This window comes from Pedobacter psychroterrae (assembly GCF_004331695.1).
Classification (GTDB): Bacteria; Bacteroidota; Bacteroidia; order Sphingobacteriales; family Sphingobacteriaceae; genus Pedobacter; species Pedobacter psychroterrae.
The window spans coordinates 1,438,902-1,457,067 of record NZ_SJSL01000001.1; the positions used below are offsets into that span (position 1 = coordinate 1,438,902).

The window sequence follows — 18,166 nt, forward strand, 5'->3', positions numbered from 1 at the left end:
ATTAAGAAAAAATGATCGCCCCGATAATAACACTTAGAAAAAGTATCAACATCACTATACGGTCCGCATTAATCCATTGCTTCTGGGTTAGTTCTTTCTGCTCAATTTCTTCTTTTTGCCTTGCAAAAGCCTGAAGTAAAGGTAATTTAGTGATCATAGGGTAGATGACTTGATGTATTTTTTCTACAACAAACTACAAGCCATATTTAAAAATCCAGTGAAAAATGTTAATAACTTTCTTTTTCTATTGATTTTGTGACATTTCAAAAGGTTTTTTGACCTCATTCATAATGGGTTATCCCATTGACTTGTATGTTTTTACCATCATAATAAAAGTCTTGTCTGTTTTTTCGGAATCCAATTTTGTAAATTATTTTGCTGATAATCAGTTATATAAGCTGTTTGTTTGAATTTTTATAGTACTATGTATTGCATATTACTATATAAAGCATATATCTTTGTATTATGATAGCAGAAAATACACAAACACAAATGCGTAAGGGCATACTTGAATACTGTGTGCTCCTTATTATCTCCCGCGGGGAGATCTACGCATCAGATATAATAGCTGAGTTGAAATCTGCCAGGTTACTTGTGGTGGAAGGAACGCTGTATCCACTGCTGACCAGGCTCAAGAACAATGGCCTGCTCAGTTATAATTGGGTTGAGTCCACTTCAGGTCCTCCCCGTAAGTACTACATGCTCACGGCAGATGGCAAAGCCATACTTGAGCAGCTGGATATGACCTGGCAAGAACTTTCTTATGCAATAACCACCTCAAAAAATAAATAATGAAGAAGACACTCCACATAAATATTGGCAATTCCATCACTCTTATAGAAGAGGATGCCTATGAAATGCTTACCGTTTACCTAAACGAAGTAAAATTCCATTTCGCAAAGAGCGTAGACAACTTTGAGATCGTCACTGATATTGAAAACCGTATTGCAGAGCTATTTGGCGAGATGCTGGCAGTTCAGCAAAAGAAGGTCATAAGTATTGAGGATGTACAGGAAGTAATCCGGCAAATGGGTTCTGTTCAGGACTTTGAATTATCCGATGACGAGCCTGCCGAAATGTATAGTGAAGGCCCACAGCCCACAGTCAAAAAGCTTTACCGCGATACAGACCATGCTATGATTGCAGGAGTATGCGTAGGACTGAGTCATTTCCTCGATATCGATGCCCGCTGGGTTCGCCTCATTGCTTTTGCTACTATTTTTCTGGGCGGTTCAGGAATCCTTGCATATATTGTTTTATGGATCATGATCCCCAAAGCAGCTACCAAATCAGAGAAACTGTTCATGCGTGGGGAAGAAGCCAACCTTCGTGGTTTTGCCAACAGCTATTTACAACCCTTTGTCAAAGAATCACGTGGGTTCATTGCCGAAGCTTTTCATGTACTCGGCACTTTTATTCAGGGAACCGGAAAGGTGATCTTTAAAATAGTATCGGGCTTTATCATTGCTATGAGCGCTTTCGGGCTGGTGTTTTTGATGGTAGCCCTCGTAGCGCTACTGGGTGTTTCTGATTCTGATGTGGTCAATCAGTTCCCTTTCAGCATTGTCAATGATGAGTACTTTACCGCACTTACAATTGGGGCCTTTCTTGCAGGTGCCATCCCGCTGCTTGCATTGCTGCTCTTTTCGGTTCGCGTTGCTTTTACCGACAGAGGTGTCAATAAAACACTTTCATTTGTATTGCTGATCATCTGGCTTGCAGGCATGGGGATCACCATATTCCACGTTGCCAAGATATCCTCAGAGTTTAAGGAGAATGCTGAGTTTGCACAGACTGCAATGATCAGACCTTACCAAAACTTTACGCTGGAGATAGACAAAACAAGATTTTTTACTAAGGAAGACAGTGTAAAGTATCACATTGATACAAATAATTATAAGGGCAAAAAGATACTTTACAGCCAATACGGGGGTTTTGATGAGCAGGACAATGTAAGGTTATCTATCGAAAAAAGTAATGATCAAACAGTATCCGTTTACCAGAACTATAGTTCACAGGGATCGACTTTCGAAGATGCTTTAAAGAATGCACAGAATATCCACTACAGATTTGTACAGCAGGATTCATTACTTACCTTCAGCCCTGTTCTGAGGCTTATCCACCAGGCAAAATGGCGCCACCAGGAAGTGAGGCTTACGCTAAAGGTTCCCGTAGGTACTACATTCTACATCAACAGGGACATCAACCGTTACCTGAATAACTACAATATCTGGGACTGCCACCATGATGACCGCAGTGATTATGTGGAAATGATCATGACAGCTGACGGCCTGAAATGCAAACATGAAAGAGAAGAAAATAAGGAGCAGTAGCCTCCTTATCTTTTAACTGTATAGCGGTAGACAGAGCGGAATATATTACCTGTTTTGTCTACCCCTTCTATGACCGCTCTGTACGTGCCATTGCCATCACCATTATAGAATTCAAAAGATGAAGTTCCGGTAGCATCAGTAGCTACTTTAGGATTCCAGTATATTGTACTGCGCAGGTCATTGTAATTATACGTAGCAGGGGCATTTACATATTTAGGCGAGTAAAACTCCCGCTGCTTACTAAAGCCTTTTGGTTTAAATTTCAATAGATTGGCCTCAGGGATCAGTTTCCTAAACTCTTCCATACTTATTTTAGTGCCCTTTGGGGTCACTTTGGTATTGATAACCAATACCCCATTGGTGTTATACAGCCTGTTGACCGTACCCAGCTCATCCTTGGTAAATACCTCTACCGATTCAATTTCGCTGGCCTGTACACCAGTCAGTCCAAAATAATCAATCGGGGTAGCGTTAAGGAAGATCTGAACGGGTGTCCGGTTGCCATTTTGATAATCTCTGGTCACATAAAAATTGTTCTCGTAATAGTAGAGGCCTACTGCCATACTTTGCAGACACTGAGCTACGGAATTACAGCCTTTAAAACGCTCCCCTTCGATCGTTGTGCCCGATATATTACTCAAACCTGATAGGTTTGGATGGTCGGAATGACTTGGTCTTTTAACTTTAGCACCCTCAATCTTTACTTCCTTGAGTGTACGCAGATAACTATATTGTTTCGCGCTGTTTTCCAGATAGGGGGCCAGTGCACTGTCTATATTCATGACCTCTTCAGCCGGATTTAGATTTTTACTAAGTGGCGCTGATGGCTGTCCGTCCAGAAGTATCATCAGACTAGAGCCATTGGCACTATATTTTGCATTGATTACTACTTCTGATGAATCAGCGATCTCCACATGGGGAAATACAAATACTCCGGTCGGATTGGTGGTTGCCTCTGCAGCATATTTTGATCCTGTTACCGTCAGGCGCAACGCACCTCTCTTTACAGGCATCCCGGTACGGTCTCTCAATGTTCCGGTTATACGCATATCCTGTTCCGGCAAAATCGTGATCGGAACCAGTTTATTTTCAAGGACTTCTTTAAAGTTAAACCGTCGAAAACCCTGTGTCAGCAACAGTAGGTCAAGGTCAGCAGCTTTCTTTTCATCAGGCTTGTTAAAGTAATAATTAGGTTTTTCCACGTACCCTTTCAGATCGGAAGTCAGGAGCAGGGAGCTTAAAATGGTGACTTCGTTGTCCTCATCATACGGGACTTTCTGTTCATCGATTACAGAAATGGAGAAATCTCCTTGTAACGCCGCGGCTTCATTTTTAGCGTTTACAGTTAGTTTTACTTTTTGACGGGGTTTATATGCGGTCAGATCTGTCTTTAAGGAAACCGAAACAGTAGCTTTTTGCGCGTTGAAAATAAGCCTTTCACTTACCGGCTCGCCGGTATCCGAGAATAAGGTGATTTGGATTATGCCGGGAGGAAATTGATCTTTAGGGATCTTTGCGTTGGTAAGTAGCGCATTTAAACGTGTTTTGGCGGCATAGTAAATAATCCCCCCTTGTGTGCCAACAATAAAGACAGATTTATTTTTATTTGCAGCCAAATAGGTTTCATTTGCCAGTATCTTAATGCTGGCAGTCAGCGGATCTGTATTCGTCACCTGGAGGGCCAGGCCCGAAGCTACCGCCTTTGGCAGCTCATAGCTTTTTACCGTTCCGTCTTTAAAAGTAATATTGGCCTTATACGTTTTATTGCTCTCAGCATTTAAGAAGAATGTACCCATTCCCAGGTGTGCTGAGGTAAAACTGGTGATCACTGCGCCTGAAGCATCCGTAATTGTACCTTTCAAATCGATACCGGTACCAGCGGCACTAATCGCCTTAAAAGCAACTTTAGTAGCAATGCCTGCTACCAGTTCTCCGCTTTCAGGGAAAAACTGCACATCATGCGTGCTCTTTGCAGGTTTTAATTTAAATGCGGCGCTGAGTGTCTCGGATTCTGACATTACCAGGTCTGTGGTAAGTTCGCCATTGGTGATGGGCTCATTCTTGCGTGCTTCTATTTTAACCTTCAAAAATCCATTTGCATCGGTGGTACCCTTACCCTTGCTTACATTGTCAAAATTGGAAGTCACATTCCAGTTCACCGGTTTATTGGCAATTGCCAGGCCATCCCTGTTCTTAAATTGTACAGTAGCTTCTATGGTCTGGTTTTTTTCTGTCTGGGTAGTTTTGTAGCTAAAATGTGTGCTTAACTGTTTGTCTATCGCTTCTCCAATCGGGATCGTTTTGCTATAAAAATATTCCTCCCCAAAGTTCAGCATCCAGAGCGTGTAAGCTTTGAAATAGTAGTTGCCCTGCTTATAAACACCCTGATTTAAGGGGATATTGCCAATGGCAACACTGTTTACCACCGGAAGTTTAATGGTTTGCACCAATGAATCACGGCTGCTCATCACATCCACATAGACGATCTTGCTGAGCAGGGAGGGCAGGTTTTGTTCCATAGTCAGATAGGCTTTGAACCAAACCGTATCAGCTACACTATAATAAGGCTTGTCCATGTGCAGGTATACTTTTTCTACAGGCCGGCTTTCAGAAAAAGCTTTGCTTTTACTGAGTACCTTATCTAATACTATGCTATCCTGCTGCGCAGTCGCAGAGACCTGCGTAAGGACAGAAAGCAATATAACGGCAACTACGAATTTTAAAAATCTCATCAAAATGGTTGTATGGTATTAATCTCGCTAATATATTCATTTATGACGGAAACGGTTAATTGTTAGGGATCTTTAACATTTTTTGACACTTGGAAAAGCTGAAAAAGAGCAGCAATTTAAGATACTATGGTTAGATCTGTCTTCATCGTAAACAAACAAGGCCATTCATTTCTGAATGGCCTTGTTTGTTTACGATGTAAAAATGTTGTTTAATTGCGTTCTATCGCAAATTCACCAAACGGAGTGCGTACCTTTTTAAGGTTTACCAGCCAGTCATTTTCAGTATCCCTATAGCCTAGCGGCAGTATGGTAGTACTGCGCAGTCCAAGTTCTTTCAGTCCCAGTAGCTCATCCATTGCGGCAGGGTCAAAACCTTCCATCGGCGTAGCATCTACTTTCAACTCCGCTGCCTGTGCTATCGACAGACCAAAGCCGATGTATGCCTGCTTTGCGGCGTGCTGATAACTTTCGTCGGCTGTTTTCGCAGTAAAATGAGTAACCATATGGTTTACAAAATCTGCATTGGCAGATTCTGGCAGGCCACGTTCGCTATTGGCGTACGCGTATACGGCTCTTATCCGTTCTTCAGTGTAGTTGTCCCAGGCTGCAAAAACAAGCAGGTGGGAGCTGTCGCTAATCTGCGATTGGCCAAAAGCTACTGCTTTGATTTTTTCTTTAAGTTCAGGATTGGAAATCACAATTACCTTAAAAGGTTGTAACCCGGATGAGGTAGGGGCAAGATGAGCTGCCGCAACAATTGCATCTACTTTTTCCTGTGGAACTTTTTCTCCGTTCATTTTCTTGGTGGCGTATCGCCAGTTCAGATCGTCTATTAAACTCATGTTAATATTTATTTAAATTGCGAGGTATAATATTTCATTTATTAACGCCTGTTAATTAAATAACAGCGTTAGCAAATATAGTAATGATATAAATGCAATTGTAGATTAAATTCTGCTTATGACGCTGGTATGATATCCCTGATTAAGGAGCCTATGCGAATGTCCTTGGAAAAATCACAGGCTAAGCCTTGAGTTAGCTCGGAAAAACCCTTGCACTGGGACGTGTTTGGGTCGTGTTTGGTACATGTTTGGTTCGTGTTTGATTCGAATGCAAGTCGATACAAATATGTTTTAAAGACGAATCAATCCTGTAGCAATGAACAATATATACAAGCCTTAGATAAGCCTTATACCAGGTTTATCTAAGGCTTTATCAGAACATTACTCTTTCAGTTACTGGTTTAGTACTTTAACCTGGATTTAAATAGCTTTTCCAACTTCTGCATTTTAGGCAGGATTACTGCTTTGCAGTAGGGAGCATTTCCATTTCTTCTGAAGTAGTCCTGGTGATAATTTTCTGCTACATAAAAAGTACTCGCCTTATTGATGCCGGTAACAATGGGATCAGGGAACGCTTTGGCTGCGTTCAGTTCTTTTTTATACTTCTCTGCTATTGCTTTCTGTTCATCAGTATGATAGAAAATGACAGAGCGGTATTGTGTGCCCACATCGGCACCCTGACGGTTTAACGTAGTAGGATCATGAGTTTTCCAGAATACTTCCAGCAACTCTTCGTATTTTATTTTGGCAGGATCGTAAGTTATCTCGATCACTTCTGCATGTCCGGTATTACCTGTGCATACCTCGTCGTATGACGGGTTTGCAGTAGTGCCGCCCTCATAGCCCGAACGAACGGCAGTTACCCCGTTCAAGCGCTGAAATACTGCTTCGGAACACCAGAAACAGCCCATGCCGAAAGTAGCTTTTTGTAATTTTGCAGGTTCAGCCTTGGCAGCCCCTGCTGATAGAAGGATTAATGCCGCAATAACTATATGTTTCATGATGATTCAGTGTTATATTTCATTTGTTATATAAAAATACGCAAGCCTGGGAGATATAGTTTTGTTAAAGCAGCTGGCTTTCTTAAGTTTACAATTGTCTGATAAAGCATTTTGGGGTTTAATTTTTGTGCATAACTTAATATTTTTATTAGCAGCAGCTTATAAATGCCTGGGTAAAGATTAATATTTATTCGCAAATAGTTTCTTAAATTAGTCGTTATTACTCATAAAATCACACAGATATGTCAACACCTTATATTCCAAGTTTAGATTTGGGCTCATATGTCAACGGAAATGAAGAACAGCGCAAAAAATTCTCTGATGAACTGGGCAGGGCTTTTAATGATTCGGGCTTTGTTACCATTACCAATCATGGCCTCAGCCAGGATCTGATTGATAAGCTGTACAAAAATATCCAAGCTATGTTTAGCTTGTCGCCTCAGCAAAAGCAACAATATGAGCGAGCAGAACTGGCAGGTCAGCGAGGTTACACGAGTCCTGGGAAGGAAACCGCCAAGGGGGCTAAAACGGCTGATTTGAAGGAGTTCTGGCAGATCGGGCAGGTGGTAACGGATGGAGATCCGATCAAAAGCGACTATCCGGACAATGAATTTGTGACAGAGATCCCGGAGTTTAATGAAGTGACCAGGGAGATTTATCAGCGGCTGGAAGGTAACGGTAAGCACCTGTTACGTGCTATTGCTACCTATCTTACCTTGCCGGTCGACTACTTTGACCAGTATGTACACAATGGCAATTCCATATTGCGCGGTATCCATTATTTTCCTATAGAAGATCCCAATGCATTGTCGGACGATGCAGTACGTGCAGGCGCACATGAAGACATTAACCTGATCACCTTACTGATCGGTGCAAGTGCTGACGGACTGGAAGTGCTGACCAGAAGTAATGAATGGCTGCCCATCAAAGCAGGTCATACAGATATCGTAGTGAATGTGGGTGATATGTTGCAAAGGCTGACAAATAATAAACTCAGGTCTACGACCCACAGGGTAGTCAATCCGCCACGCGAACTCATGAAGACTTCGCGTTACTCTGTGCCTTTCTTTTTGCATCCAAGAATGAGTATGGACCTGACCTCTTTGGATTCTTGTATTGATGCCGAACATCCAAAGGTATACGAAGATATGACAGCGGGAGAGTATCTTGATGAAAGGTTGAGGGAGATTGGGCTTAAGAAGTAAATTAAAAATTGAGTGATCTCTTCGAAGACTGCATGATTCGCTGAAAAAGCGAATAACGCTATGTCTTCTCTGAGACACTAAATTTTTGGTAACCATTATGTATAGTCCTGATTATAAATATAATGCATAGTTTTGATGTAGCCATTATACCTATGCATCCAGTTCAGAGAAAATATAGTGTCTCAGAGAAGACATAGCGCTGGTGTTGCGCAGCTTCAGCAGATGCAGTCTTCGAAGAGATCACTCAATTTTCAGGCAATGTAGGGTGTTTTTCCTTCCTTTATCTTTTTGATGTGCTGAAGGCAGGCGATATTTGCGGTTTTTAGTATTTCATCAATGCGGTCGGTCATCAGGGATAATTCCTGTTCTGTTATTTCAAATTTATCACTGTACCGCGCATCGCCAAAACCTTTGAGCAACAGACCTGTCAGCCGGGCATCCTCAGGAGTTTTTTTAACGTTCGTAAAAGAAGAGTCAGGTAATATATTGTCAATGAGTTTCATTAACCTTCGTAGTCCATTGGCATTGGTGCGGTAGCCGGTCAGGACCCGCAGCATTCCTGAATAGCAATGCTGCAATGCCTGATGGAGCATGTAGACAGACAGGTTATGGTGATGATCATTCTTAAAAAAGACCGCTCCTTTCAGAAAACCCTCAGAAAGGGTAAACCACTGGTGCCAGAATGCTTCCCGTTTGATGATCCGTTTGTTGAGTGCAGCGCCGGGGGCGGGAACCACAAAAGCTTCTTTTTCCTGATCGTATAGCATAGTGCCTTTCTTGTAGATGGTAGTGAAAAATGAACTGCCATTTTCCAGTGCGGCATTAATCTCCTCCATCCGGTGTACGATAATGGTAACATTGGCCAGGATTTTTAGGTCTTCTTCCAGTCTCATCTGTATGGCGATGTCTGCAAGCATCTCTGCGGCCTCCGGAATTATCAGCAAGTAATAGCTGTTTTGTAGTTTTGCCTCAGGTTCGGATGCCGCATCCTTAAAACAACTGCTGTTTTGGACATTGTTTATGATACTTCCGAAACAGATGACCTTCTCAATTTTAAATTGTGTAAGGATAAAATCTGTAATGGTCTTAAGCTCTGAGGCTTCTGCGGTCGGTTGTCCGTCGGCAGCCATAGGTGGTAATTTTTGCTTTTTCATGCGGGAATGTTTGTTTTTTATGAGTTAAGGATTGGTTTGATCGACAATATCTTCAGCTTCCTTTTGGGTATTGAATATCAAATGGGAGGCTTCTAATAATTTTAACAATTGATTGAAAGCCAGATCTGTTTTATATTGGTTTTTAGGAACGTTTTTCTCTGAGTTGCTCAAGCTGTACACCAACCATTTGTGTAGCAATGTTCTCCATTCATGCATTTTTTTAAAGGCAAAAAAACGCTGTATGGCCAGGAGGGGATTGGCTTGTTCTTCCAGACTGCAATTTCTAGCTAAGCTGACAGTCTCTCCGGTTTTTATTTTATAGTTGCCGGTGTACTTTTCCAGATCATTTTTCACACACATCATCCATATCGATTCGATCAGCTTTATAAGACATTCATATAAATAAATCAGATTGCCCGGATTGTTTGCCTTCTTCCAGAAATCTTTTTCATATAGCAGCGCTTTCCAGTTATCTAAACCGCTATGTATGTGGTAGATGTCAAGATAATAAAGGAAGAAATCACCAGCTAGATCATGTGGTTTAGCGATACATTCATAAGATAAAAGTGTGGGGCGGTCATAATCTATGGCAAGTTTGGTTTCTTTACAGGAAGGCAGGCGGGGAAGTATATGGGCTCCGTGCTGATAGATTTTATACCCTTCTTCAATTAGTTCAGATAAGTTAAAGAAATCTGAGGCCAGTTTGTGGTCTTCCATGCAAAAGTACTCATACTTATCATTTCGCATGTATGATGCATCAAGCGCAAGTTGCAGGTAGCAATAGAGGTCTGATCGGTTGAACCCGTTATAATGGTAGTCAAAGAAATTGCTGAGCACAGTTCTGGATTTATCATTTTCTTCATGCGCATCCTTATTACCATGGTGTGTAAACAGTCTATTGAGGTTGTCCATTAACCCCGGTTCTGAACTTTCATCTGCTATGTTGTTTAAAGAAGAACTTAACCCCGGGCTGTATTTATTGACTAGCCAGAGAGTATCTGTGAATCTTATTAGGTCATAGCAGAAGATATAAAAATCTGCAGGATCATAATTCCTCCACTCATTATCTTTAAAAATGGTTCTTTGAAGTGTCCAGAGACTATTTTGAAAGTCCTCCATAGTTCTTTTTGTGAATAGTTCGTCTAGTACCAGGTAAGGACTTTCGATTTCCTTGTTTGTAAGGGAACTGATGTGTGGTTTGTAACAACAAAATTTGCTATACTTCATAGTTTCTAAATTATTTGAATATTTTTACGGCCTGCTTAAAGTCAGAGGACTTAGCAGCAATCATATGACAAGTATATGATCTTTTGATATAATAAAAAAGTCAAATGACTAAATTAATGATAGTATTTTGAAACAGATTGATTTACAGAAAGATAATTTTTCTTCCCGTCTAAAGGAAGCGAGAGTAGCCAAGAATATGACGCTAGAGCAGTTTTATAGTCCCGTTACTGAGCATGTGAGTAATTGTTCTGCTATAGAGAATGGGAAACGTAAAATAGGAAGGAGACTGTCAAAAGATATTATTAATTATCACCATATCAGTGAAGGATGGTTAATAACAGGTGAAGGGGAGATGTTTGATAAAGCGGGGCCATCGTCAGCAGCTGCTGTTTCAGAGAGCTATCCAAGTGTGCCTTTTTTTAATGTGAACTTATCTGAGATGCATTTTGGCGGGCAGGACCTGTTTATGGAGCCGCCTGAATATTATGTCAATTTCAGGCCATTTAATGATTGTGATGCTTATTTGCCTATTTACGGGGATAGCATGTATCCTAAATATGCAAGTGGTGAAATCATAGCAATCAGGGAGATCCGTAATTTTGATATCATCCAATGGGGAGAAGCGTACCTGGTTGTTGCGGATGAGCGGGCCAACAACATTGCAACTGTCAAATTACTGTTTGAGCATCCTGATGAAAAGAAACTCATACTTCGTTCTTCCAATCCCAATTTTAAGGGCGACACCGTGATTGGTAAGGAGTTTATTAAAAAAATGTTTATTGTAAAGGGCAAAGTAACCCGCAATCAGTTGTAAAGGTAAAAATTGAGTAGATAGTAAAAATTGAGTGATCTCTTCGAAGACGGCATGATTCGCTGAAAAAGCGAATAACGCTATGTCTTCTCTGAGGCACTAAATTTTTATTGAACTGGGTGGATAAGCATAGTGGTTACCTCACATCTATGCGTAAGGATTTACTTCATGCCTATACGTCCTGCCTTGTACATCCTGCTTAAACGTCCTGGTTATGCATCCTGGTTATTGAAAATTTAGTGTCTCAGAGAAGACATAGCGCTGGTGTTGCGCAGCTTCAGCAGATGCTGTCTTCGATGAGATCACTCAATTTTACTACCTACTCAATTTTTACTGTCAATTGCCTTATTAATCGCATCCTGAATACGGCCTCTTATCTTTAAGTTGCCTAGTTTCTCGCTTACAGAGGGATGTACACGGTTGGACAGAAACACATATACTAGCCCCCTTGAAGGATCTACCCAAACACAGGTTCCGGTATAGCCAGTATGTCCGTAGGTTTGCGGGGAGGAGAGTTCAGAAGGATATTTCTTCGTAAGGTCAGGGTCTGCTCTGTCAAATCCAAGGCCCCTTCTGCTGATGTCCGACTGGCGACTGGTGAACAGGTCTACTGTTTCTGGTTTAAAATATTGCTGACCGCCATAGGTTCCTTTGTTGAGCAGCATCTGGTAAATAATGGCTACATCATTGGCACTGGCAAATAATCCGGCATGTCCCGAAATACCCCCTGCCAGGGCTGCTCCCTGGTCATGCACATAGCCTTCCAGCAGGGTCTTTCTAAAATAAGTGTCCTGTTCCGTAGGTACGATCTGTTCCCTGCTAAATTTGTTACGGGGTAAAAAACCAGCACTTTGCATACCTAAGGGGCTATAAAAATTATCCCATGCATATTGGTTGAGCGGTACCCCGCTGATGCGTTCGGTAATGTCTTTCATTACATACATACTGATGTCGCTGTACACATATTTGCCCCTGGTCCGGATCGGTGCGTTCAGCATCTTTGGCCACATTACGTCTTTGAAATAATTCTTCCTGATGTAGTAATTATCGGCCACCTTGGTAGGGTAGGCAGCGCTCGAATCGGTACTGTAATCTCCTGTTTTTATCGCGTCATGAAATGGGATGTAAGGAATGAAGCCTGCCTGGTGGAGCATTACTTCGCGGACCTTGATCGGGTTCATGGACAATGAGCGCACCCTTGGGATGTAGGCCCCCACATTGGTGTCGAGGTTCAGTTTGTTTTCCTCATAGAGCCGCATCACCATTGGCGTGGTAGCCGTAGTCTTGGTAAGCGAGGCAAGGTCAAATATATCCGTCACTTTTTCGGGGATACCATCTGCATAGGTATGGTTTCCATATGCTTTGTTGAAGATGACCTTTCCATCTTTAGCCACCAGTACAACGATTCCCGGGGTAGCACGTTCCCTTATGGCCTGAGCCGCAATGTTGTCAATTTCTTTAAGGTTGTCCGCATCGACACCGGCATCTTCCGGCAGCGTGTATTTTAAGCGGATGGCAGCAGTGGTATAACCCGATCCCGCTGTATATTTTGGAGAGATGGTAGTGGTCAGTTTCCGGGTGGCAGCAATGCCGCCAAAGATGATCTGGGGGATGACTGATGCAGACAAAGGTGTGTTCTGGTCCGTCCACACAATTGGAGCCTTAATGGCATCAAAAGAATTAAGTGTACGGGCATCACCAAACAGCGCTATGATAACCTGCTTGCTGCCCGTCAGACTGGCGATGAAATTGATGTTTCTTGCGTCGTTGGCTGCACTTGATGGTAGGGCTACGACTACTGTATTGAAATATTTGAGGTCATCCTCCAGTTCGTTTAAGGTAGCCGAGTTCTGATAACTGGCGGATGAAAACGAAGTGATTTTGGTGTATTTACTTAAAAGGCTGTCAAAAACCAGCTGACTGGAAAAGCCAAGTTCAACAGAAGCAATGTTCTTTTTGTCAAGGTTTAACAAAGGAATGGTGTTGTTGTGATTGTTCAAAAGAACGGCATTGCTACTGATGTTGTTGAAAAGGGTGAGGATCTGTTCGTTTTGTTTGTGGTCCTGCGCACAGGCGGTAAAAAAGCATAAAGTGAGCAGGCCGGCAATAAGTTTCTTCATAGCCTTAAAGGTATAAAAAGCATGCCAAGGAACGCAAATTATCTGAAAAGATACACGGGAATGAGGCTTATTATACGTAAATTAGCGACCTTTACCCGAGGAATATAGATGTCAGATATTATACAACTTTTGCCCGATAGCGTTGCCAATCAAATAGCAGCAGGAGAGGTGGTGCAGCGACCGGCATCGGCAGTAAAAGAGCTTTTAGAGAACGCGATAGATGCAGGGGCAAATAAAATTCAGCTGATCATTAAAGATGCCGGAAAGGCATTGATACAGGTGATAGACAATGGCTGCGGGATGAGCGTGACCGATGCCCGCATGTGTTTTGAACGCCACGCAACTTCAAAGGTGCGCAAAGCAGAAGACCTGTTTGCCATAAGAACCATGGGATTCAGGGGTGAGGCGATGGCTTCAATAGCTGCCATAGCACAAGTGGAAATGAAAACCCGCAGGCATGAGGATGAAGTAGGGACACTCCTGGAGATCGAGGGTTCTTCTGTCATAAAACAGGAGCCGGTAGCCACTGCGCTCGGCACAAGCATTTGTATAAAAAACCTTTTTTTTAATACACCGGCAAGGCGGAACTTTCTAAAGAGTAACCCCGCTGAAATGCGCCATATAATTGATGAATTTCAAAGGGTGGCGATGGCAAATCCGTCCATTGCTTTTACCCTGCACCATGATGGAGCGGAGATTTACAGGCTGCCCTCAGCTGTGTTGAAGCAGCGCATAGTACATTTGCTGGGCAATAATTATAACGAAAGGCTGATCCCCGTGGAGGAAGAGACAAGTATCATCAATCTCAAAGGATATATAGGTAAGCCAGAATTTGCAAAAAGGACAAGGGGCGAACAGTTCTTTTTTGTCAACAACCGTTTTATTAAAGACCCTTACCTCAACCATGCGGTAAACAGGGCTTATGAGGAACTGCTGTCGGACGATAATTTCCCTCTGTATGTATTGTTCATCGACATAGATCCAGCCAAGATTGACGTGAATGTGCACCCTACAAAAACAGAGATCAAATACCTGGAAGAGAAATCCATCTATGCGATCCTGCATTCGGCGGTAAAAAGATCATTGGGCAGGTTTAACATTAGTCCGACTATAGATTTTGACCAGGAGACAGGTTTTAGCAATATGATTACCCCGATTGCCCCTGAGGAAATTGTACCGCCGAGTATTAATTTTAATCCCGATTTTAACCCTTTTGCAGAAGAGAAACCAGCAGCAAGGGAAAATGCTTACGCCAGTTTTAGCAGAAGCTATGGTGGCGGGGGCGGTATGTCGCCAAGTACGAAGAACTGGGGTTCGCTTTATGAAATAGCCAATCACCAGCCTGTAATGCAAAGCAGTATGGAACTGGGTGGTACGCAGACAGAAGATGAGTTTGTGCCGGTACAGAAGCAATTGATGCAGTTGCACAACCGCTATATCATTTCGCAGATTAAATCGGGCCTCATGCTGATAGACCAGCAGGCTGCACATGAAAGGATTCTGTACGAGCGGTTTTTACTGCACCTGGAAGACCGGAAAGGAGCCTCCCAGCAGAGTCTGTTTCCGCAGACGGTAACGCTGAGTCCGAATGATTTTGAACTGGCCAAAAGCTTGCTCGAAGACATCAAGAGCCTTGGGTTTGAGGTGCGTGAATTTGGCAGGAATACACTGGTGATCGAAGGTATTCCGGTAGATCTGGGCAGCAATAATATTAATGAGACACAGTTGTTTGAGCACCTGATAGAAGGCTTTAAAAATTCTCAGCAAGAGCTGAAACTGGATAAAAGGGATGCGCTGGCAAGAAGTATGGCCAGAAATAGCGCCATTAAAAGCGGCACGGTATTGGCCCAGGCAGAAATGAATACCTTGATAGAGCAGCTTTTTGCGTGTAAAATCCCTAACTTTAGCATTAGTGGCAAGCCTGTAATACAGACCATTGGTCTTGCAGAACTAGATAAAAAATTTGACAAATAGTATGATAAACAATATCCATATACCACCTGTAGTTAAGAACCTGCTCATCATTAATGTGATTTTTTTTGCTGCTAAGTATATTTTAACTTCTTTTGACCTCGCCGAATTATTTGGGGCATTTTATTTTGATTCAGAGTTGTTCAGAGGCTGGCAGCTGATTACCTACATGTTTATGCACGGCGATTTCATGCATATTTTCTTTAACATGTTTGCTTTATTCACGTTTGGCGGTGTCATAGAAAACAGGTGGGGGGCAAAACGTTTTATTAACTTTTACCTGATCACGGCACTGGGGGCGGTAGCCCTGCAAATGGGGGTTCAGGCTTATGAGGTATATCAGATTACGGGTTCTGCTATGAATAACGCCATTACTGATGTCAGTAGAAACGGTGGGTATATCCAGGCAAATATCAACATTCCAGGCTTGTCAGAGCAACAGGCCAACACGCTTTTGGGTATATATGGCGGACCAATGGTAGGTGCTTCAGGAGCTATCTTCGGGCTTCTTGTCGCCTTCGGCATGTTGTACCCAAATACGGAACTGTACATCCTATTTATTCCGGTGCCGGTAAAAGCGAAATACATTATTCCGGTTTACATCGTTATGGAGTTGTCGCTTGGGGTAGCAAAAATACCGGGTGACTCAATAGCCCATTATGCACATTTAGGAGGTGCATTGCTGGGCTTTATATTGGTTAAACTTTGGAAAGATAAGGACAACAATAGATTTTACAGATATTATGAATAGCAGTCTTTTTAAAGATTTAAAGCACAAAGTATTTCACTCTGATAACCCGTCGTATTTATACATTGGCATAAGTACACTGGTTTTTGTGGTGGTCGGGCTGGTGAATGTCCCGTTTTTCCTGTCGGGTCGCGGCGGGCTTATTTATGACGACTTTATAAGAAACTATTTTGGCTTTCCTGCTTCTTTAACGGCACTGCCAACAAGGTTCTATACCATCCTCACCTATCAGTTTTTTCATGATGGCATTTTTCATTTGCTGTTCAATATGCTGTGGCTGTATTGGATGGGAAAGATATTTCTGGACTTTCTAAACGCCAGGCAGTTTCATTTTGTGTATTTAAGCGGGGGTTTTTTAGGTGCGCTATTGTTTGCCCTGGCTTTTAATGTCTTTCCGGTTTTTAGATCGGTTTCGGGTGCTACCGTTATTGGTTCTTCTGCTGCAGTAATGGCAATTGTGATCGCGACTGCTACACTGGTACCTAATTATAGCATCAGACTACTGTTCCTTGGCGATGTAAAACTGAAATATCTGGCAGCTGCGTATATTGTATTAGATCTGATAAGTACTACTTCTATGAATGCAGGAGGAAGTTTTGCGCATATTGGTGGTGCAGTTTTAGGCTTTAGTTATATAAAAATGCTGCAGAACGGGACGGACTGGAGTAATCTTTTTAAGAAAAAGCCTAAATTGAGGGTTGTCAGGGACAATGTTAAACAATCAAAGAGAAGTGAAACCGCAAGGCCTGCTGTAAAGCGACAAGGGCCTGCGGTGGAGCAACGTGAGATAGATGACATACTTGACAAAATCTCCAAATCAGGATATGATAACCTGACGAGGGAAGAAAAAGAGACTTTATTTAAAGCTAGTAAGCACTAGGAATTGTATGGCAGTTACCCGATCAAAAACGACTTTTCTTGATGTACTGGTACGCATTATTGCCATTATACTGGGCCTTGCTTTGTCGTTGGGCATTCTCGCAGGAAATTTAGATCCACGCGATTACAAATATATTCCATTTTTTGGGCTTGCTTATCCTTATCTAATGCTACTCAATCTATTGTTTCTGGGTTGGTGGTGCATTCGAAAAAGATGGGATATTGCCTTTGGAACCATGGTGGTGGTCCTATTGGGCTGGAATTCATTGAACGCTACATTTGGTATAGTTGGTGAGAAAGGCGAAGGTACTAAGGTCAATCCGCAGGATTTGCGCATGATGACTTATAATGTGCACAGCTTTACACCTTATGGCGAAAAGAATATTGTACCGGTAAAGCAGCAAATGCTGGAGCTGATTAAAACCGAAAATCCGGATGTGATCTGTTTTCAGGAATATTTTACACGCAGAAAGGGGGAATTTGATATTACGGATAGCCTGAAGCGAATACTGAAGACTTCGCATTACTACTTTGTACCTTCTTCAGAGAATGATTATGAAGCTTCGGGCCTGGCTATTTTCTCCAGGTACCCTATCCTAAATAAAGGAACAATTAAATTCGGAGAAAATACAGGCGGTAATTCGAGCATATTTATAGATATCGAGGTAAACCAGAAGAAGATGAGGATTTACAATGTCCATCTTCAGTCTATCTCTTTTGGTGAGCAGGATTACAGCTATATAGACAAGATCACACATAAGATAGATCCTGATATTGTGCCTACTAAAAGAATAGCCAGTATGCTGAGGACGGCATTTTTGAAACGAAGCGAACAGGTTGATATTATGAAAGCACATATGCGGACCTGCACTACACCGTTTTTAATTGCCGGCGATTTTAATGATACGCCTGCATCTTATGCGGTGACCCAGTTGACGAGGGATTTGAACAATACTTTTAAGGAACAGGGAACAGGCCTTGGGCGTACTTACAACGGAAAATTTCCTAACTTTCAAATAGATTATATTGCTACAACCAAAGATATACAGGTGCTTAATTATCGGGTAATACCGGCTAAATTGTCAGACCATTTCCCGGTGCGCAGTGATTTAAGATTAAACCCCTAAAATTTTTACATTTGCA

15 protein-coding genes are annotated in these 18,166 nt (G+C 42.2%); 8 read left to right on the forward strand and 7 right to left on the reverse strand.

Features of this window, described 5'->3' with window-relative positions; genetic code table 11:
* Position 1: 1 nt before the first annotated feature.
* Positions 2 to 157: a hypothetical protein gene (locus EZ437_RS21530; RefSeq protein ID WP_165500354.1), complete on the reverse strand. Its 156-nt coding sequence runs from the start codon at positions 155 to 157 to the stop codon at positions 2 to 4.
* Between the two features lie 308 nt (positions 158 to 465).
* On the opposite strand from EZ437_RS21530, the gene EZ437_RS06320 reads away from it, so the two are divergent.
* Together EZ437_RS06320 and EZ437_RS06325 are read left to right on the forward strand one after the other, a co-directional pair.
* A complete protein-coding gene (locus EZ437_RS06320; RefSeq protein ID WP_131594317.1) occupies positions 466 to 792 on the forward strand; it encodes a PadR family transcriptional regulator in 327 nt (108 codons plus the stop codon).
* On the forward strand, positions 792 to 2,333 hold the full coding sequence (locus EZ437_RS06325) for a PspC domain-containing protein (RefSeq protein ID WP_131594318.1): 1,542 nt from the start codon (positions 792 to 794) through the stop codon (positions 2,331 to 2,333). The genes EZ437_RS06320 and EZ437_RS06325 overlap by 1 nt, the downstream gene beginning before the upstream one ends.
* 5 nt (positions 2,334 to 2,338) lie before the next feature.
* Here the strand turns inward: EZ437_RS06325 and EZ437_RS06330 are convergent, their stop codons facing one another.
* The 3 genes from EZ437_RS06330 to msrA all read right to left on the reverse strand — a co-directional run bounded on the left by EZ437_RS06330 (position 2,339) and on the right by msrA (position 6,908).
* Positions 2,339 to 5,065 (reverse strand): carboxypeptidase regulatory-like domain-containing protein, encoded by a 2,727-nt coding sequence (locus tag EZ437_RS06330; RefSeq protein ID WP_131594319.1) that lies wholly within the window; start codon positions 5,063 to 5,065, stop codon positions 2,339 to 2,341.
* Between the two features lie 209 nt (positions 5,066 to 5,274).
* Positions 5,275 to 5,907 (reverse strand): nitroreductase family protein, encoded by a 633-nt coding sequence (locus tag EZ437_RS06335; protein WP_131594320.1) that lies wholly within the window; start codon positions 5,905 to 5,907, stop codon positions 5,275 to 5,277.
* Between the two features lie 401 nt (positions 5,908 to 6,308).
* Positions 6,309 to 6,908, reverse strand: coding sequence for a peptide-methionine (S)-S-oxide reductase MsrA (msrA, locus tag EZ437_RS06340; RefSeq protein ID WP_131594321.1), 600 nt, complete (start codon positions 6,906 to 6,908; stop codon positions 6,309 to 6,311).
* Between the two features lie 242 nt (positions 6,909 to 7,150).
* Here msrA and EZ437_RS06345 point away from each other — a divergent pair, with 242 nt between their 5' ends.
* A complete protein-coding gene (locus tag EZ437_RS06345; protein ID WP_131594322.1) occupies positions 7,151 to 8,113 on the forward strand; it encodes an isopenicillin N synthase family dioxygenase in 963 nt (320 codons plus the stop codon).
* Between the two features lie 251 nt (positions 8,114 to 8,364).
* Here the strand turns inward: EZ437_RS06345 and EZ437_RS06350 are convergent, their stop codons facing one another.
* Positions 8,365 to 9,267 (reverse strand): HEPN domain-containing protein, encoded by a 903-nt coding sequence (locus tag EZ437_RS06350; protein WP_131594323.1) that lies wholly within the window; start codon positions 9,265 to 9,267, stop codon positions 8,365 to 8,367.
* A gap of 24 nt (positions 9,268 to 9,291) precedes the next feature.
* Complete coding sequence (locus tag EZ437_RS06355) at positions 9,292 to 10,494, reverse strand: hypothetical protein (protein ID WP_131594325.1); 1,203 nt, start codon at positions 10,492 to 10,494, stop codon at positions 9,292 to 9,294.
* Between the two features lie 127 nt (positions 10,495 to 10,621).
* On the opposite strand from EZ437_RS06355, the gene EZ437_RS06360 reads away from it, so the two are divergent.
* A complete protein-coding gene (locus EZ437_RS06360; RefSeq protein WP_225869512.1) occupies positions 10,622 to 11,308 on the forward strand; it encodes a LexA family transcriptional regulator in 687 nt (228 codons plus the stop codon).
* A 320-nt stretch (positions 11,309 to 11,628) separates the two neighbouring features.
* Here EZ437_RS06360 and EZ437_RS06365 read toward each other — a convergent pair whose 3' ends face one another.
* Positions 11,629 to 13,425, reverse strand: coding sequence for a serine hydrolase domain-containing protein (locus tag EZ437_RS06365; protein WP_131594327.1), 1,797 nt, complete (start codon positions 13,423 to 13,425; stop codon positions 11,629 to 11,631).
* Between the two features lie 108 nt (positions 13,426 to 13,533).
* Between EZ437_RS06365 and mutL the strand changes: the two genes are divergently transcribed.
* The 4 genes from mutL to EZ437_RS06385 are packed head-to-tail and all read left to right on the forward strand — an operon-like array spanning position 13,534 to position 18,150.
* On the forward strand, positions 13,534 to 15,399 hold the full coding sequence (gene mutL / locus EZ437_RS06370; protein ID WP_131594329.1) for a DNA mismatch repair endonuclease MutL: 1,866 nt from the start codon (positions 13,534 to 13,536) through the stop codon (positions 15,397 to 15,399).
* Between the two features lies 1 nt (position 15,400).
* Entirely contained in the window at positions 15,401 to 16,147 is a 747-nt protein-coding gene (locus EZ437_RS06375) for a rhomboid family intramembrane serine protease (RefSeq protein ID WP_131594331.1), read from the forward strand.
* Positions 16,140 to 17,024, forward strand: coding sequence for a rhomboid family intramembrane serine protease (locus EZ437_RS06380; RefSeq protein ID WP_131594333.1), 885 nt, complete (start codon positions 16,140 to 16,142; stop codon positions 17,022 to 17,024). The genes EZ437_RS06375 and EZ437_RS06380 overlap by 8 nt, the downstream gene beginning before the upstream one ends.
* Before the next feature lie 7 nt (positions 17,025 to 17,031).
* Positions 17,032 to 18,150 carry an endonuclease/exonuclease/phosphatase family protein gene (locus EZ437_RS06385; protein ID WP_131594335.1) on the forward strand — a complete coding sequence of 373 codons (1,119 nt, stop codon included), beginning with the start codon at positions 17,032 to 17,034 and terminating at the stop codon, positions 18,148 to 18,150.
* Positions 18,151 to 18,166 lie beyond the last annotated feature (16 nt).

What these genes read in the sequence shown, in the direction of transcription:
- EZ437_RS06335 (WP_131594320.1), bottom strand. Translation starts at nt 5,907, where the DNA reads ATGAGTTTAATAGACGATCTGAACTGGCGATACGCCACCAAGAAAATG.
- EZ437_RS06350 (WP_131594323.1), bottom strand. Translation starts at nt 9,267, where the DNA reads ATGAAAAAGCAAAAATTACCACCTATGGCTGCCGACGGACAACCGACC.
- mutL (WP_131594329.1), top strand. Translation starts at nt 13,534, where the DNA reads ATGTCAGATATTATACAACTTTTGCCCGATAGCGTTGCCAATCAAATA.
- msrA (WP_131594321.1), bottom strand. Translation starts at nt 6,908, where the DNA reads ATGAAACATATAGTTATTGCGGCATTAATCCTTCTATCAGCAGGGGCT.
- EZ437_RS06385 (WP_131594335.1), top strand. Translation starts at nt 17,032, where the DNA reads ATGGCAGTTACCCGATCAAAAACGACTTTTCTTGATGTACTGGTACGC.
- EZ437_RS06320 (WP_131594317.1), top strand. Translation starts at nt 466, where the DNA reads ATGATAGCAGAAAATACACAAACACAAATGCGTAAGGGCATACTTGAA.
- EZ437_RS06330 (WP_131594319.1), bottom strand. Translation starts at nt 5,065, where the DNA reads ATGAGATTTTTAAAATTCGTAGTTGCCGTTATATTGCTTTCTGTCCTT.
- EZ437_RS06345 (WP_131594322.1), top strand. Translation starts at nt 7,151, where the DNA reads ATGTCAACACCTTATATTCCAAGTTTAGATTTGGGCTCATATGTCAAC.
- EZ437_RS06365 (WP_131594327.1), bottom strand. Translation starts at nt 13,425, where the DNA reads ATGAAGAAACTTATTGCCGGCCTGCTCACTTTATGCTTTTTTACCGCC.
- EZ437_RS06355 (WP_131594325.1), bottom strand. Translation starts at nt 10,494, where the DNA reads ATGAAGTATAGCAAATTTTGTTGTTACAAACCACACATCAGTTCCCTT.
- EZ437_RS06325 (WP_131594318.1), top strand. Translation starts at nt 792, where the DNA reads ATGAAGAAGACACTCCACATAAATATTGGCAATTCCATCACTCTTATA.
- EZ437_RS06375 (WP_131594331.1), top strand. Translation starts at nt 15,401, where the DNA reads ATGATAAACAATATCCATATACCACCTGTAGTTAAGAACCTGCTCATC.
- EZ437_RS21530 (WP_165500354.1), bottom strand. Translation starts at nt 157, where the DNA reads ATGATCACTAAATTACCTTTACTTCAGGCTTTTGCAAGGCAAAAAGAA.
- EZ437_RS06380 (WP_131594333.1), top strand. Translation starts at nt 16,140, where the DNA reads ATGAATAGCAGTCTTTTTAAAGATTTAAAGCACAAAGTATTTCACTCT.